The sequence below is a fragment of the Natronosalvus sp. KLKA75 genome (genome assembly GCF_059736265.1).
On sequence record NZ_JCAQIC010000002.1, the window covers coordinates 156,569 to 172,756 of the forward strand.

Here is a 16,188-nt window from a genome sequence, read left to right on the forward strand (position 1 = left end):
GGCGAGTCACCCCGGTCGCTCCATGTGGAAGCGATCCCTCGTGTACGCGTAGTAGCCGCCCGCGAGACGACCGATCGCGTCGATCTTCTCGACGTCAAGTTTTCCGTCGACCAGCACGGACTCGTCGAGGTGGACGTTGACGACCTCGCCGAGGAGCAGGATCGACGTCGGTAACTCGACGGCGTCGTACAGCCGACACTCGAACGTCACCGGCGCGTCCGCGACACGCGGCGCGTCGACGACCGTACACTCCGCCGCTTCGACGCCGACGTGATCGAACTCGTTCTCCCCAGACGAGATCGCCTCGCTAGATTCATTCATCACCTTCGCGTGTGGCGCGGTGACCACGTTGATCGCGAACTCACCGGTCTCGATCGCGTTCGCGGGCGTATCCTTCAGGTCGGGTTCGAAGTTCATCGGACACACGGCCAGAATCGGTGGATCGACGCACGCGATGGTGAAGAAACTGTACGGCGCGAGGTTGTCTCGTCCGTCGGCGTCGCGACTCGACGTCCAGGCGATCGGCCGCGGAACGACGGCCCCCGAAAGCGTTCGGTAGGTGGACAGTTCGTCCGGCGTGGCTTCCATGACGACCCCTCGTTGGGAGTACTCAGCTAAGAAGGTACGGATCGATCGCGATTCGACCACTAGATTGATGCTGGCGGTGCCGAAATGGAACGGTATGGACGACTGCATACATCCACTCCAGGAGGACGATCAACGATGAGCAAGGAAATCCTGTCGTACGAAGTCGACGACGCCGTCGGCGTCGTCACAATCGATCGACCGCCGGTCAACGCGCTCAGGTACCAGGATCTCGAAGCGCTGACCGACCTGCTCGACTCGCTCCCGCGGGAGGACGAGCGCGTTATCGCGCTGACCACTGGGGGCGACCGGACCTTCTCTGCAGGCCACGACGTCACGGAGTTTCGCGAGTACGATCCCGACGCCGCCTCGTACCGCGACGAGGTCTACATGAATTTGCTCGAAACGGTCTACGACCACCCTCTACCGATCGTGGTCGGCGTCGACGGACCAGCCGTCGGCGCCGCGGCCATCATCGCGTCGCTGTGCGACCTCCGTGTCGCCTCGGCGGGCGCGTCGTTCGCGATCCCGGAGATCACCGTCGGAATCGTCGGTGGCTACGGCCCGCTGCGGCGACTCCTCCCCGACGGCGTCGCGAGGCACATGCTCTACACCGGCAACCCCCTCCCGGCCGACCGGGCGTACGATCTGGGGATGGTCTCGGAACTCGTCGAAGATCCGCGCGAGCGTGCCGTCAATCTGGCTACCAATATTGCGTCGAAGAGTCCCGACGCCGTCAATGCGGCGCGAGCGGTCGTCCGGGAGTGCCAGCCAGCGGAACCGATCGAGGAGTACCGGCTCGAGCGTGATCACATCGCCGAACTCCGGCAGGTACCGAACACGCAAGAAGCCGCGGCCGCGTTCCTAGAGGATCGCGATCCGGAGTTCGGTCCAGCCGAGTACGAACCCTGATCTCGACCGCGGTCCGACCCCTAATTGCGCTTGCCGATCGATCGTGGCTGGACCTGCGAATCGCCTTCAGATTGTATCTGTCGACGGAGGCGGTGTGCTCCTGCCGACCGGTGCCTCGACGGCGATGACGGTTCGACCGCTCGCGGAACAAACCTTTTACTCTCCCATGCGAACGATAGTCGTATGCGCGTAGGAATTGGCCTGTTCACGACGCAGCGACCGCAAGAAGATGCGCGATCGACGCGCCAGCGCTATCGACAGACGGTGGACCTCGTTCGACTCGCCGAACGCGAGGGATTCCACTCGGCGTGGGTATCCGAGCATCACGGCACCGACGACGAGTACCTTCCGTCGGTGTTTCCGATGTGCGGGGCGCTCGCCGAGGCAACGAACACGATAACGATCGGGACGTCGCTCGCACTGGCACCGTTCTACGATCCGATCAGGCTCGCCGAGGACGCTGCCGTCGTTGACCTGCTCTCTGGCGGCCGCTTCCAACTCGGTTTGGGGATTGGATACCGAGACCCTGAATTCGAGACCTTCAGCGTGCCGAAGGAGGAGCGTGTTGCCCGTCTAGTCGACTGCGTTCGCGTCTGCAATCACGCCTGGACCGGCAAACCGTTCTCCTACGACGGCAACATCTTCGAATACGAGGACGCGATCGTTACGCCGACGCCGGTACAGGGAACCGATCTCCCAATCCTCATCGGTTCGTATGCTGAACCAGGCGTACGACGCGCAGCCCGGATCGCCGACGGCTACATCGCTGGGGGCGACAGCAAGGACGTCGTCGAACGGCAGTTCGGCTGGATCGCGGATGAGGCTGACGAGTCGTTCCCGACCTACCTCCTCCGGGACGCATTCGTGGGCGACTCCGCCGAGGACGCCTGGGAGAAGATGGTTGACGGGCTGGCTCACACTAAGGGCGTCTACGCGAAGTGGTTCGCCGAATCTTCCGACGAGTTCTCGCGCGCAGACGATCCCGAAGCCAAGTGGCGCGAGGAGGCCCTCTATGGTTCTCCCGACGAGCTTGTGCGCCAGCTCCTCGAGTTTGACGACCTGTTAGGTGCCGAAGATCACATTATCCTACGGATGGACCACCCGGGCCTCTCCTACGACGTCCTCGCGTCTGCGGTCGAGACAGTGGGAAGCGAGGTCATACCGCAAATCTCATCATAGGAGAGCGCCCGATCCAATCGCCGCAGCCGAAACTCGCTCTTTCGATGCTGGCGAATGTTATACCGGTCCGGCGTTGACACGGCAAATGTTTCGCTAAACACGTGATAACACGCCACGATGGCCCACGCTAAATGATGACAAGATGCGGAGTAACAGCCCGACGAAACCACCGTTCAACCGCTAGGCCGAAAATTCGGCTGGAACAATGTATTGATGTCGCGTGCCGAATAGAGATTCCGCCATAGTGAATTTTATAAGGGGTCTCGTGTAAACATTGACCATGGCAACTGAACCCAAAGGCGGGCTGCAAACGACCGAAACGTCCCTGCGAATCATCAACGCACTCAAGGCATTGGACGGTGCTCGCGTGACGCAGCTGGCTTCGGAGCTTGATATGGCGCCCAGCACGGTTCACGGCCATCTCGCGACGCTCGAACAGAACGAATTCGTCGTTAAGCGGGGAGACATCTACTACCTCGGTCTCCGGTTCCTGACCCTGGGCGAGTACGTCCGCAACAACTCTGAGTCGTACATCCACGCCAAGCCTAAGGTGAAGCAACTCGCCGAAGAAACCGGCGGGCGAGCCCACTTCGTCGTAGAGGAGCACGGCCGGGGCGTTTACCTGTACACGAGTACAGGGGAGAAAGCCGTGAAAGCGTACTCGAGCGTCGGTAAACGGGTCAATCTCCACGTCGCCGCGGCCGGGAAGTCCATTCTGGCATTCATTCCCGAACAGCGGGTTGAAGAGATAATTGACGAATGTGGCCTGGAGCAGGAAACCGAGCACACGATCACCGATCCCGATGCCCTGTTCGACGAACTAGCGGAGATCCGCGAGCGTGGCTACGCGTTCAATCGGGAGGAACACATTAAAGGCGTCAACGCCATCGGTGCACCCGTACTCGGACCGGACGATCGCGTGGTCGGCGCGTTCAGCGTCTCCGGTCCTGTCCATCGGATGAAAGGCGACTGGTACGAAGAAGAACTGCCGAATATGCTCCTGGCGACGTCCAACGAACTGGAACTGAACATTATGTACTCCTGACCCCATTGTCGTCCGCTCATCGGTTCGCGTTGACACCGGGCCTGCGTCGCCCCATCGCACCTGCATCCATCAGAATCGAATCGACGACCGAGATACCAGCCTCTCGGACTGATGACCGTAGTACATCCTCTTGCTCATATCGACGCTATTGGCCGCCTCACGGATTTATGAGCATTACTGAGTATTACGTTATAGGTAAGAACGAGCACCGAAGTTCTTCATTACAAAATTATGTTTGTAATTGGTAGAAATACTATATTCTAATTGCACGGAGGTAAATCTCTCGCACCGGACAATTACATATGTAATGATGTAAACGATAGTGGGATATCATGATAACCCACAACGCTACAGCGAACGACTGGGAGACGGGATTCAACACCCGTAATAACTTAAAATATTCACCACAGATGAATGCGCCTATTGAGCCGTAGAACAGCACGTTGATTCGAAGTTCCGTAGCCTCAACCGAACCGCCATCTTGACCTTCCAGGGGATGAATTCGACGGACTGATCGGCGTAGTCGAAATGGAGGAAATATAAAATTCGGGAGGGGCGAACGCTAGACGATCACGGTCACACGATTACGTTTCCGTCGTAGTGCTTCCCCACGGGTGGTCACCAAAGGTTGCCGTTCCGGTGCCTGCGAAACCGCTGCCCTGACGCCGCTCAGAGGAAAGGTTTAATATTGTCTCTGTGCCATCCACACACAGTACCATGACAGACGTTGGTGTATTCCACAATGGGGGAACGAATATCCCGCTCAAGCGCGCCGAGAACGGATCAATAATTGCCGATGGTTCGGTTCGAGAAATGCACGAAGACCTGAAACAGGTGACGAGAGACCAGATTGAACACGCCGTACTCGCGGACGAGTACGGGTTTGATCGCGCGGTGTTCACTGAGCACCACTTCGAACTCACCGGCTCCGAACACAGCCCGAGCCCGATCCTGGCCCAGACAGCCGTAGCTTCCCGGACCGAGCAGATTACTCTCTGCCAGGTGGCGAACATTCTCTCGTGGCACGACCCGGTCCGTCTGGCCGAACAGACCGCGATGCTCGACATTATCAGCGATGGGCGGGCAGAAATTGGCGTGGGTCGCGGCTACCAGCCCCGTGAAAACGAGACGCTCGGCCAATACTGGAGTGGAACGATACAGGACGAAGAACGAAATCGCCGGAGCTTCGAAGAAAAGTTCGAATTGCTGAAGAAGGCCTGGACGGAGGACGTCCTCTCTTACGAAGGCGAGTTTCACACCGTTCCACCGTCGTACACGCGCTGGCATCACGAACAGGACTACGGCTACCTGAACGACGACGTGACCGAGTACCAAGTCGAGGATCTCATAGATTGGGACGAAGACGCCGATCCGGATCCGGGCGACAATCCGGTACTGAAGGGTGGTTCGACGCTCAAGAAGCTTCCAGTCTTCCCACAGCCGCAACAGCAGCCCCATCCACAGGTCTGGGAACCCGTCACCTCTCCCCGATCAACCAAGTTCGCCGCGCGGAACGCGATCAACGGCTATCTGACGACCGGGACGACCGAGATTCTTGAGCGAATTGCCGACGTCTACTACGAGGCGTCGGAAGAAGCGGGATGGCCCGATCACCGACCCGAGTACGACGGCGAACCCTTCCGCTACGGCTGGGACGAGGAGCGAAAGCGGGGTCTCTCCCTTCGCCGGTTCGTCTTCAACACTGGGGCCTCCGATGCGGACGTCTTCGAGCGTTGGAAGGACGGCGTCGAGCAGCGCTGGGACTTCTTCGGACCGTTCGGCTTCGCCAAGGCGGTCGCCAAACCCGGGGAGGATCCGGCCGACGTTCCCCTCGACATCGAGACGTTCATTGAGCGGGACATCGTCCTCGTCGGCGATTCGGAAGAACTGATCGATCAGATCTCCCGGACGAAGGAGGATCTCGGATTCGAAGATTACAGCATCGACATTTCGTTCGAAGTGCCCGGCATCACCGCCGAAGAAGCGAACGAGCAACTCCGGGCCTTCGGCGAGGACGTGCTCCCGTACCTCCACGAAGAACTATAAGCAAGAGAGTCGTTCCCTCGGCGTCACCCATCGAATCAGAGGCACCATATCGACGTAGTTCGACGCACCACCCGAACGGCGAGTGGGACAACGGTAATTCGTTCCCGGGCTTCTCAGCTGCCGAGTACCGATCCCGCCCGTTCGCGTAACTTTCCTTTCTGCACCTTCTCGCCGTGTGGACTCTCGGTCCGCGGGAACTCGTCAACGAACTCGATTGCAGCGGGACGCTTGTAGTCTGCGATTCGATCGACAAGGTACGTTTCTAGATCGCTTACGTCGAAATCCTCCGTCCTCGACACGACGAACGCGACCGGTACCTGTCCGTGGTGGGGGTGGTCGGCGCCGACGACTTGCGCCTCAACGACGGCGTCGTGATCTTGGATGGCGCTTTCGATTTCGGCCGGCGAGACCAGGAATCCCCGCACGCGGATCGTATCGTCCATTCGCGAGTGGTAGTAGAAGTATCCCTGTTCGTCGCGGTGACAGAGATCTCCGGTCCGGAGCCAGCCGTCCTCCGTGAACGCCGCTTGGGTCTGATCCGGTTTGTTCAGATAGCCGGTCATCACATTGTACCCGTTCAGCTGTAATTCTCCTCGCTCGCCCGCCGGCAGTTCGGAACCCGTCGAGGGGTCGACGATGCGCGCGTCCTGTCGCCCCGGATCGACGAGCGGCCCCCCGACCTGCTTGCGCTGTTCACGCGGGTCGGTCGGATCGCCCACGAACACCTGGCTGTTCGCCTCGGAAAGACCGTACGGCTGGACGAGGGGCGCGCCGATCGCGTCCTCAATTCGATCGAATTCCGTCGCGTCGAACCCGTTCATGAACGTGACCACGGCCCGACGGAGCGACGACATCGCGTCCGAGTCGAACCCGTCATCGTCGATCATCCGGGAGTACATCGCGCCGATCGCGTTCAGAAAGGTCACGTCGTGGGCGTCAATCAGCCTGATCGTCTCAGCCGGATCGAAGTGACTCTGCAGGACGACCGGCGTCCCGCTGGTTAGTGCGCTAAACAGCGCGTTGTAGCCGAGGACGCCACAGAAGGGGAGCGCGCCGATACTGACGTCGTCGCCGGTCAGACCGAGATGTTCCCCAACGGCGTGGGAGTGAGCAATCAGCGATCGGTTCGTCTGCTGACATCCCTTCGGATCGCTCGTCGTACCGCTCGTGTAAAAGATGCTTGCGACGGCCATGGGATCGGTCTCGGGTTCGATCGCGTCGCGATCGATTCCCCCGTCCAGGACGTCCGCGTATTCGCGTGTCGCTGGGTGCCCGTCCCCCTCGTCGACGGTGATCACGTGTTCGAGCGCGGGGAACGAGTCCGGATCGAACGATTCGGGATCGACCTCGCCTACCGACGGAACGACCGACGACAGTATCTCGAGGAAATCGATGTCCAGGAAGGTCGACTCGGTCACGAGCGCCGCGCAGTTCGCATCACGAAGCATATACTCGAGCTCGTGGGCGCGATACCGAGTGTTGACGGCGACGACGCTAACCCCGAGGCACGAGGCGGCGAGCTGCGTCGCGATCCACTCGCGGCGGTTCGAGAGCCAGAGACCGATTGTGTCACCGGTTGAAACCCCGAGTTCGGACAGCCCGGCGGCCAATCGTCGGGCTTCCCCGCATAGGTCGTCGTACGTGATCTCGTCGTCGCCGGCGATCAAGGCGGGTCGGTCTCCGCGTTTGTCGGCTATCGCGGCGAGACCGAGGTATATCGTCGTATCGAACCACGCGTCCATGGATCGGAATAGGATCATGCCTGATATAATAGTTCGGCTCATCTCGCTGTGCACCTGGTTCCATCGCCAGACGCTACCGGATGGATTCCGACGCTCGACCGACGATAGAAAGAAACTATAAGTCAATGTAGTCGCTTATAACGAAATGGTTAGCATGCATCGGCGAGTAGATGCTGGTAGATGCACGGTTCGTTCGCAGGGCGGGCCGTGCATATCAGACTAACTCACACAATAGACTCGAACTATGGACTTCGAATTCGACGAGACACAGCAGATGATTCGGAAAACGGCGTCGGAAATCGCCGAACGAGAGTTCGCTGACGACGCCTTCACCTGGAACGACGAGTTCCCCGAATCGAACGTGGAAACGCTGGCTGAAAACGGACTGCTCGGGATCGCACTTCCCGAAGAGTACGGTGGTGGCGGATTTTCTCCCCTAGAAGTCGTGCTGGCTCAGGAGGCAGTCGGGCGCGTCTGCCCCGACACGGCACACGTGCTCTCGCGCTCCTCGATGGGACCGCCGCGGGTTATCGCCGAACTAGGCAACGACTACCTCAAGGAGCGATACTTGGAACGTGTCTGTGACGGTGATGCGGTGCTCTCTGTCGCGATCTCGGAACCAGAGGCCGGAACTGACGCCTCGAACATGTCCACGACCGCGCGCCGCGAGAACGGTGAGGTCGTGTTGAACGGTCGCAAGGCGTGGATCACCAAGGGATTGATCGCCGACGGATTTCTCGTCTACGCTCGCTTCGAGGACGACAACATTGGCGCCGTGATGGTTGACGCCGACGCACCGGGCATGACCGTCGGCGACGGCTACGAGAACATGGCCGGTCACATCCAGACTGATCTGTTCCTCGACGATTGTCGCGTCCCCAAAGAGCACGTCCTCGCTCACGGCACCGAGGCGTTCAAGGAACTACTCCAGGAGTTCAACGTTGAGCGCTGTCACAACTCGATGATGTGCGTAGCGTGCGGCCTCAATGCGCTCGATAAGGCGCTCGATCACGGGAAAGAGCGCGTCCAGTTCGGCCAGCCGATTGCCGAGTTCCAGGGGATTGAGTGGAAGCTGGCACGGATGGCTATAGAACTCGACGCCGCTCGTCTCCTCATCTACCGGGCCGCGAGCAAGGCGCAACCGACGCGAATGGAGACCTCGATCGCCAAAGTCAAAGCCAACGAGGCCGGTCAGATGGCCGTCGACGAATCACTCCAGATTCATGGGGCGAGTGGCTACATGAAGGAGTCACCGCTCGAATATCTCTACCGCCTCGTCCGCGGTTGGAGGATCGCCGGTGGAACGGTCGAAGTACAGCAGAATACGATCGCGTCACAGCTTAAGAAATATGGATTCGACTGAGTCACTCGAACAGGCGGCCGATGCCCCGCTCAACCGATTGTTCGCGCCAGAGTCGATCGCTCTCGTCGGCGCCTCCTCCGATCCGGACAAACTCTCCGGGCGACCGTACCGGTTTCTAGACGAGTACGGCTACCCCGGAGGCGTATATCTCGTCAATCCAAACACGGACGAGATCGACGGCCAACCCTGCTATGACAGCGTCTCAGATCTCCCGGCGGCCGTTGACCTAGCGATGGTGCTGTTGCCGGCGAAGTTCACCCCGTCGGTGATCCGGGAGTGTGGCGAACGAGGGATTCCCTATGCGGTCGTAATCGCGTCAGGTTTCTCCGAGACGGGCGCAGAGGGTGAATCACTGGAGGCGGAGCTCGAAACGGCGGCTCGTGAAGCGGGTGTCAGGCTCGTCGGGCCGAACTCCGAGGGATTCGTGAATCTGAGCGACACGGTACCGCTCTCGTTCTCGTCGATCCTGAAACGTGACGATTTGGAACCTGGACCGGTCGGCTTCGTCACCCAAAGCGGCGCGTTTGGCGGCGCAATCTTCCAGCTCTCGCAGAATCTGGGGATCGGGACGAGCAAGTGGATCTCCACCGGAAACGAGCTCGACCTGACGGCGATCGACTTCCTCGAGTACTTCGTTGAGGATCCCGACACGAAGACGATCGTCACGTACGTCGAAGGACTCCAACAGGGACGGAGACTGCTCGAACTCGGTCGACGCGCTGCCGAGACAGACACCGATATCATTGCGATCCGGGCGGGCGCGTCACCCACAGGTGAGGAGGCGGCCGCGTCTCATACTGGAAGCATCGCAACGGACGACGAGATCTATGATGCCGTCTTCGAGCAGGCGGGCATCACCCGCGTTTTCAGCGTCGACGAACTGGTCGACGTGGTCGAGGCCTCAACCCGGGTTTCGTCGAGCGCATATCCAACCCGGGAAGACGGGATCGGCGTCGTCAGCATCTCTGGTGGGGCAGCCGTGGTGATCGCCGACGCCTGTGAACGATCGGACCTCCCACTCGCCTCCCTTTCCGAATCTACCCGTGATCGGATCGCCGAGGAGATCCCGCCGTACGGATCTGAGACGAATCCGATCGATCTGACCGCCTCAGCGCTGCGGGATCCCGACGTCTTCGTCGGCTGTATCCAGGCCGTCCTAGAGGACGACGTATCCGGACTCATTGTCCAGTTCGGCAACACCGGAGGTTCCGTGGCCGAGGCAATCGAGGAGCAACTAGCCGCGGTCGCTTGGGATACGGACGCGACGATCGCCATGGTCTTCACCGGAAGCGAGCCGAGTGCCGAAACGCAGTCGTACCTTGAAGACGCAGGCATCCTGCTGTTCCGGGATCCTGTCCGCGCTGTCGAGACGCTAGACAATCTTGCGACGCGCGGGGAGTACCTCGCGGCGGACCTTCCGTCGCTCCCGTCGCCGCGACCCGCGGCGGCGCCGGGATTGGATGAGGGCTGGGAGGAAACCGTCTCACGACTCACCGAATACGATATTCCGTTCGCCCCGACTCGGATCGTCGACAACGCGGCGGCGGCCGTTGACGCGGCTGACGAGATCGGTTATCCGGTCGTCTGCAAACTCAATCCTCTCCAGACCGCGCACAAATCAGACGTCGGAGGCGTCAAACCCGATCTCGATTCTCCGGACGCTGTCCGTCACGCCTTCGACGAACTGGCGGCGATTGACGGAAACTCATCGGTGCTCGTCCAGAAAATGGTCACTGGTTCTGAGTTTCTGATCGGCCTCACGGACGACCCGGACTTCGGGCCGATCATGCTGTTCGGACCCGGTGGCGTCTTCGTCGAACTCTTCGACGACTTCGCCTACCGGGCGCTGCCCGTCACTGAGTCGATGGCGATGGAGATGATCGAAGAGACCGCCGCCGGACGGCTCTTGGAGGGCTACCGATCGTACCCCGCGGGAGACAAAGAGGCGCTCGCCCGCGTCATATCGAACGTCTCTCGGGTGTATACGGAACACGACGTCACGGAACTTGAGTTCAATCCGATCATCGTGACGGAGGACGGCCCCCTCGTGGTCGATATCGTCGTCGAGTAACAGCCCTCCGTAGACAATGTCGGCGTCGAGTGGCGAACCTCGACGTTCCGATTTCTTGTCCGTAGCGGACTATTCGACGCTGTCTACTCACGCGTGTCGAGCTGTAGCGCTCGATCGACGGGAACGCTCGGCGACGATCAATTGCGGCAGAAGCCAATAGCTACAGCGGCACCGACGCAGCGTGAAAAATCGCTGATGGTGATTGGACCGGTCGCCGACGACTTGAACGGCTTGAATCGTGTGGGCCTATTCGTTCAAATCCAGTCCGGCTGCTGATACTCACCGGTCGCAATTTCTTCCGGCGCGATACCGACCTGCTCTCCGCCATCGCCATCGGGCTGCCACTGGTACTGCATTTCGCGCAGGAGGTCGTCGCCATGTTTGACGTCGTGCGGAAACTCGTGATCCTGGCCGTAGAACTCGATGGTTCCCGCCGAGCCGTCGTGTGATGTTTCCTCGAGGACCGGGATCAGATCCTCAGGGTCGAGCGAGTCGTCGGCCTCTTCGACCGCTTCGGCGAATATGTACATCGCGTCGTACGTGTGGAAAGCGGGGTACATCGGCGAGACGCCGGGGCCGTCGGCTTCTGCGAACGTCTGGGCGAACTCTTCGCCGCGTTCGGTGAGGTATGCGCCCTGGACTCCGCCAAAGAGGCTCCCGGCGACGAACGCACATGACCCGTCAAGGTCGTCCCAGTAGTTCGGATCCTCGGCCGGTACGGTCGTACCGGCCAACCCCATCGGCCGCTCTTGATCGTACCACTGAACGATCATGTCCGTTCCGATGTGGGCGATCGCCGTCAGGATGCCGTCTGCGTCCGCGCTCTCGGCCTCGTCAAACAGCGGCGAGAAGTCCTCGGTGTCACCCGAGAACCGTGTGTTCATGACGACCTCTGCGTCGGTTACCTCGCCGATCTGCCCGTCGATCACCTCGGAGATTGGCGTTGTCCACTCGTAGTCTTCGACCAGGATGGCGATTCGCTCCCAGCCAAGGTCGCTAATGTGGTTTTCGGCAAATTTGAGTAGTTCTTCACCGCGGAAGTAGCCGTTCAGCGGTCCGACGCGGAAGTAGTACTTGTACCGTTCGTAGTCGTCCGCGAGAAGCTCCGTCGTCCCGGGCGTACCCGACGCGACTCCCATATGGATCGTTTGGCTGTCAGCGATATTGTCCATGATGGCGAGCTGATTCTCGCTCACGTACGGGCCCATTGTCATAGCTGCCCCGGCTTCCTGGATCAATTCCTGATACCGGGACCGCGTCCCCTGTACTTCGTAATTGCTGTTTCTGATGTCGATTTCGACATCAGCACCGGCGATTCCACCGTTTTCGTTGAGCTCCTCAGCTGCGATCTCGGCTGCTGTCTCGATGTTCTGTCCGATTGGGTCGTCGAGTGGCGCGACTGCGCCGATCGTGACCTGGTCGCCGACTCCTTCGTCGTCGTCTCCACCAAGGCACCCTGCGAGTGTCCCAGCACCGATACCTACGGAGGTCGTTTTCAGGAACTGGCGCCTCCGCCAATTACTGCTATGTGATGGCATTCCAGACAATCGTACGTATCTCCTTAACAAAAAAGTATGGTATTTGGTCACAGAACACGTTCGTGGATTTATAACACACGATCACTAATGGGACCGCCTGGATCCCTAAATATCGGTATTTTGATCGTTATACCTCCCACTCGCGGCCTCATTCGTCGTACGGGGGTCGACCGTCGTCTTCGACGGCCGGCGCGCCGACGACGTACCAGACGTGCTCGTCCGCCGTGTCGTTGAATATCTGGCGCGGCGTCTCTGGCGGGATCCGTAATAGCGTCCCCTCGGGAACGTCGCGATCAGTGCCGTCGATCGAGATCCGACCCGGACCTTGAACGACGAAGTAGACCTCCTCTTGCTCGGTCTGGCGGTGATGGCTCATCTCGTCGCCAGGTCCGACGTACCACAATCGCGGCCGCATTTTCTCACAGCCGAGTTCGCCCGCGACGTCAATTTGGGGCGTTCCGGACACTGCCGAGGGGGTCGGGTCGACTTCCGATGGATTGAGGAACGCGTAGTTCGAAGGCATACGTGGGAACCATGAACATATCGCGCCAAATCGATTGTGGTTTTTACGCTGAGCCACTACCGCTCCGGAACGCTCACGTGGTTCGATCCGAGGACGATTGACGATCAGACACGGTCACTCGCCGAGACGCAAGAGTTATTGTAGCATTCGCCAAACGCTAACACACATGACGGAGCTAACTTCCGGCGAGCCGGCTGCGTACGACATGGTCATCGACGGTGAGTCCGTCACGTCGTCGTCCGGCGAACGATTCGAGATCGAGTACCCGTATACGCGAGAAGTGTGGGCGACTGTCCCCAACGGGACGGCCGAGGACATCGATCGAGCGGTTGCCGCCGCGCGTCGATGTTTCGAGAGCGACGAGTGGCAGTCACTGTCGGCTACCGATCGTGGCAAGTTACTCCACGATTTCGCCGATACAATCGAGGAACATAGCGAGGAACTGGCGACGCTCGATACCCACGGAAACGGGAAACTGCTCCGCGAGATGCAAGGGCAGGCGGAGGGGCTTCCGGACTGGTTTCGCTACTTCGCTGGGCTGGCAGACAAGGTACACGGAAAGACCATCCCGATCGAGCAGCAACGGATGTTCACGTTCACCAGGCGAGAACCGTATGGCGTGGTCGGTGCGATCACGCCCTGGAATTCGCCGCTCACACTCGCCCTCTACAAGATCGCGCCCGCAATCGCGGCGGGGAACACGGTCGTGCTCAAGCCCTCGGAGGTGTCGCCGGTGTCGACGATCCGACTCGTCGAACTCGCCAGTGAGGCAGGCCTGCCCGACGGCGCACTCAACGTCGTCACCGGCTTCGGGGAGCCCGGAGCAGCCCTGACTAACCACGCCGACGTCGACAAAATTTCGTTCACCGGTGGCCTGGAGACCGGATCGAAAGTCGCACAAACGGGCGGCGAGCGGATCGTCCCCGTGACGCTCGAACTCGGCGGCAAGAGTCCGAACATCGTGTTTGAGGACGCCGATTTCGACGAGGCCGTAACCGGCGCAGTGAAGGGGATCTTCGCGGCCGCGGGACAGAGCTGTATCGCCGGTTCCCGGCTGTTCCTCCACGAGCCCATACACGATGAGTTCGTCGACGCGCTCGTTGAGCGTGCCGAGGCGATCGAACTCGGCGATCCGATCGATCCAGATATTGAGATGGGCCCGATCGCCTTCGAGGACCAGTTCGAAAAGATCGATCAGTACGTCAACATCGCCCGCGAGGAGGGGGCTACCGTTGTCACCGGCGGCGAGCCACGAGACGACCTCCCTGGCGGCCTCTTCTATCCGCCGACGGTCCTGACCGACGTTTCCAACGATATGCGGATCGCCCAAGAGGAGGTATTCGGACCGGTTCTCTCGGTCATTCCGTTTGAAGACGAAAGCGAACTCGTCGAGATGGCCAACGACTCTGAGTATGGACTGGCTGCGGGCGTCTGGACGAACGATCTCAGGCGGGCCATGCGCATGACCGAGGCAATCAAGGCGGGCGTCGTCTGGGTCAACACCTACCGAAAATCCTCGTTCACGACGCCATCAGGCGGCTACAAGAAGAGCGGAATCGGCCGCGAGAAGGGGGTCGAAGGGATCGAGGAATACCTCCAGACGAAAAGCGTCTGGATCGAGACCGAAGGCGAGGTCTCCGATCCGTTCAAGTTCATCTGAGAAACGGCTCGGGTCCGACGCGATTTAGTTTTTCGACGTACTATGCGTCTTCGTTTTTCAGCACGGTACGAAACGCCGTTTTCGCCACGACTGCGACTTCGAATTTCGACTCGCGGCCTCTGACACCCAAATATTCAACACTACTCGATTCGTGGTGGTTTGTATGACGAACACCGACAGTATGTTCTACAAATGGGGCGGTGGAATCGATCCCGATCACCCGCGAATCGTCGACGCCGAAGACGAGTACCTCACGACCGAGTCCGGCGACCGGATAATCGACGCCGCTGCAGGGGCCGCAGTGGCCAACCTCGGTCACAACATTGAGGGGCTGCCCGACGTGCTCGCCGAACAGGCTGAGTCCGTCGACTACGTCTCGATGTCGTACTTCAGTCACGAGACGACCGAGCGACTTGCCGACCAACTCGTGGACCGAACTCCCGGCGATCTGTCGGCAGCCTTCTTCACCGGATCGGGGAGCGAGGCCGTCGAATCCGCGATCAAACTCGCCCGGGAATACCACCGGAACACGGGGAATCCGGACAAACACGTCGTTATCTCCAGGTGGCAATCCTACCACGGCGCCACGCTCGGCGCGCTCTCCGCTGGCGGGAACACGACTCGACGGACGCCCTACCGGCCGCTGCTGCAGGACTGGCCGAAGATCACGCCAGCCTACCCCTATCGCTGGGAGTACGAGGGAACGCCCGAGGAACAGGCGCGGGCCGCTGCGCGGGAACTGGAACGAACGATCGTTCAGGAGGGCGAAGAGCACGTCTCTGCGTTTATCGCCGAACCGGTTTCGGGTGCCAGCATTCCAGCCGCCCGACCCCATCCCACGTACTATGAGGAGGTTCGGCGTATCTGCGACGAGTACGACGTCCTCTTCGTCGCCGACGAAGTCATGACCGGCTTCGGCAGGACCGGTCCGATGTTCGCCTGCGAGCATTACGACGTCGTGCCGGACATCCTCGTCGTCGGGAAGGGACTCTCCGCCGGAACCGCAGCAATCAGCGCGTCGGTCGTCCGGGAGCACGTCGCATCCGTCTTCGACGCCGCGGCCGACGGGTCGTTCGATCACGGTCACACTTACTCCGGCCACCCAATTTCCGCTGCTGCTGCGTTGTACGTCCTCGAACAGTACACGGACGACGTGCTCGAAGCGGGGCGGGCGAACGGGCGGCGTCTCGAGGCGGCGCTTGCGCCACTCGCAGATCATCCGATGGTCGGCGATTTCCGGCGCTGCGGCCTTATGCTCGGTCTCGAGTTCGTCGCGGATCGCAAGACGAAACGACCGTTCGATCCCGATCGAAAAGTGGCCAAACGCGTCTTTCGGGAGGCGCTGGCCGACGGCGTCTACACCTACCCCGGCACCGGATCAGTCAACGGAGTCGCAGGCGACCATTGTATGCTCGCGCCGCCGTTACCGACAAGCGACGAGGCCATCGATCGAATTGCGTCGGTCGTTGACGACGCCGTACGAACCGTCTACGACGACCTCTCCTGACGAGGGTTCGAAAAACG

At 60.4% G+C, this 16,188-nt stretch carries 12 protein-coding genes; 8 read left to right on the forward strand and 4 right to left on the reverse strand.

Annotated features, from left to right (window positions below; all coding sequences use genetic code 11):
- Positions 1 to 6: 6 nt before the first annotated feature.
- Positions 7 to 588 carry a flavin reductase family protein gene (locus AC6I65_RS12670; RefSeq protein ID WP_497903243.1) on the reverse strand — a complete coding sequence of 194 codons (582 nt, stop codon included), beginning with the start codon at positions 586 to 588 and terminating at the stop codon, positions 7 to 9.
- A gap of 135 nt (positions 589 to 723) precedes the next feature.
- On the opposite strand from AC6I65_RS12670, the gene AC6I65_RS12675 reads away from it, so the two are divergent.
- The 4 genes from AC6I65_RS12675 to AC6I65_RS12690 all read left to right on the forward strand — a co-directional run bounded on the left by AC6I65_RS12675 (position 724) and on the right by AC6I65_RS12690 (position 5,767).
- Positions 724 to 1,497 carry an enoyl-CoA hydratase/isomerase family protein gene (locus AC6I65_RS12675; RefSeq protein WP_497903244.1) on the forward strand — a complete coding sequence of 258 codons (774 nt, stop codon included), beginning with the start codon at positions 724 to 726 and terminating at the stop codon, positions 1,495 to 1,497.
- A gap of 183 nt (positions 1,498 to 1,680) precedes the next feature.
- Positions 1,681 to 2,676 carry an LLM class flavin-dependent oxidoreductase gene (locus tag AC6I65_RS12680; RefSeq protein WP_497903245.1) on the forward strand — a complete coding sequence of 332 codons (996 nt, stop codon included), beginning with the start codon at positions 1,681 to 1,683 and terminating at the stop codon, positions 2,674 to 2,676.
- Positions 2,677 to 2,956: 280 nt separating this feature from the next.
- The gene (locus tag AC6I65_RS12685; RefSeq protein WP_497903246.1) at positions 2,957 to 3,721 is read left to right on the forward strand and encodes an IclR family transcriptional regulator; all 765 of its coding nucleotides are present in this window, start codon (positions 2,957 to 2,959) and stop codon (positions 3,719 to 3,721) included.
- A gap of 717 nt (positions 3,722 to 4,438) precedes the next feature.
- Complete coding sequence (locus tag AC6I65_RS12690; RefSeq protein WP_497903247.1) at positions 4,439 to 5,767, forward strand: LLM class flavin-dependent oxidoreductase; 1,329 nt, start codon at positions 4,439 to 4,441, stop codon at positions 5,765 to 5,767.
- Between the two features lie 113 nt (positions 5,768 to 5,880).
- Here AC6I65_RS12690 and AC6I65_RS12695 read toward each other — a convergent pair whose 3' ends face one another.
- Complete coding sequence (locus AC6I65_RS12695) at positions 5,881 to 7,509, reverse strand: class I adenylate-forming enzyme family protein (RefSeq protein ID WP_497903248.1); 1,629 nt, start codon at positions 7,507 to 7,509, stop codon at positions 5,881 to 5,883.
- Positions 7,510 to 7,753: 244 nt separating this feature from the next.
- On the opposite strand from AC6I65_RS12695, the gene AC6I65_RS12700 reads away from it, so the two are divergent.
- Positions 7,754 to 8,872 (forward strand): acyl-CoA dehydrogenase family protein, encoded by a 1,119-nt coding sequence (locus AC6I65_RS12700; RefSeq protein WP_497903249.1) that lies wholly within the window; start codon positions 7,754 to 7,756, stop codon positions 8,870 to 8,872.
- Positions 8,859 to 10,943 carry an acetate--CoA ligase family protein gene (locus AC6I65_RS12705; RefSeq protein ID WP_497903250.1) on the forward strand — a complete coding sequence of 695 codons (2,085 nt, stop codon included), beginning with the start codon at positions 8,859 to 8,861 and terminating at the stop codon, positions 10,941 to 10,943. Before AC6I65_RS12700 ends, AC6I65_RS12705 begins: the two co-directional genes overlap by 14 nt.
- Positions 10,944 to 11,197: 254 nt before the next feature.
- On the opposite strand, the gene AC6I65_RS12710 is transcribed toward AC6I65_RS12705, so the two are convergent.
- Positions 11,198 to 12,481, reverse strand: coding sequence for an ABC transporter substrate-binding protein (locus tag AC6I65_RS12710; RefSeq protein ID WP_497903251.1), 1,284 nt, complete (start codon positions 12,479 to 12,481; stop codon positions 11,198 to 11,200).
- A 148-nt stretch (positions 12,482 to 12,629) separates the two neighbouring features.
- Positions 12,630 to 13,004: a cupin domain-containing protein gene (locus tag AC6I65_RS12715; protein ID WP_497903252.1), complete on the reverse strand. Its 375-nt coding sequence runs from the start codon at positions 13,002 to 13,004 to the stop codon at positions 12,630 to 12,632.
- Positions 13,005 to 13,170: 166 nt separating this feature from the next.
- Here AC6I65_RS12715 and AC6I65_RS12720 point away from each other — a divergent pair, with 166 nt between their 5' ends.
- Together AC6I65_RS12720 and AC6I65_RS12725 are read left to right on the forward strand one after the other, a co-directional pair.
- The gene (locus tag AC6I65_RS12720; RefSeq protein WP_497903253.1) at positions 13,171 to 14,664 is read left to right on the forward strand and encodes an aldehyde dehydrogenase; all 1,494 of its coding nucleotides are present in this window, start codon (positions 13,171 to 13,173) and stop codon (positions 14,662 to 14,664) included.
- A 163-nt stretch (positions 14,665 to 14,827) separates the two neighbouring features.
- A complete protein-coding gene (locus AC6I65_RS12725) occupies positions 14,828 to 16,171 on the forward strand; it encodes an aminotransferase family protein (RefSeq protein ID WP_497903254.1) in 1,344 nt (447 codons plus the stop codon).
- The last annotated feature ends 17 nt before the right edge of the window (positions 16,172 to 16,188 follow it).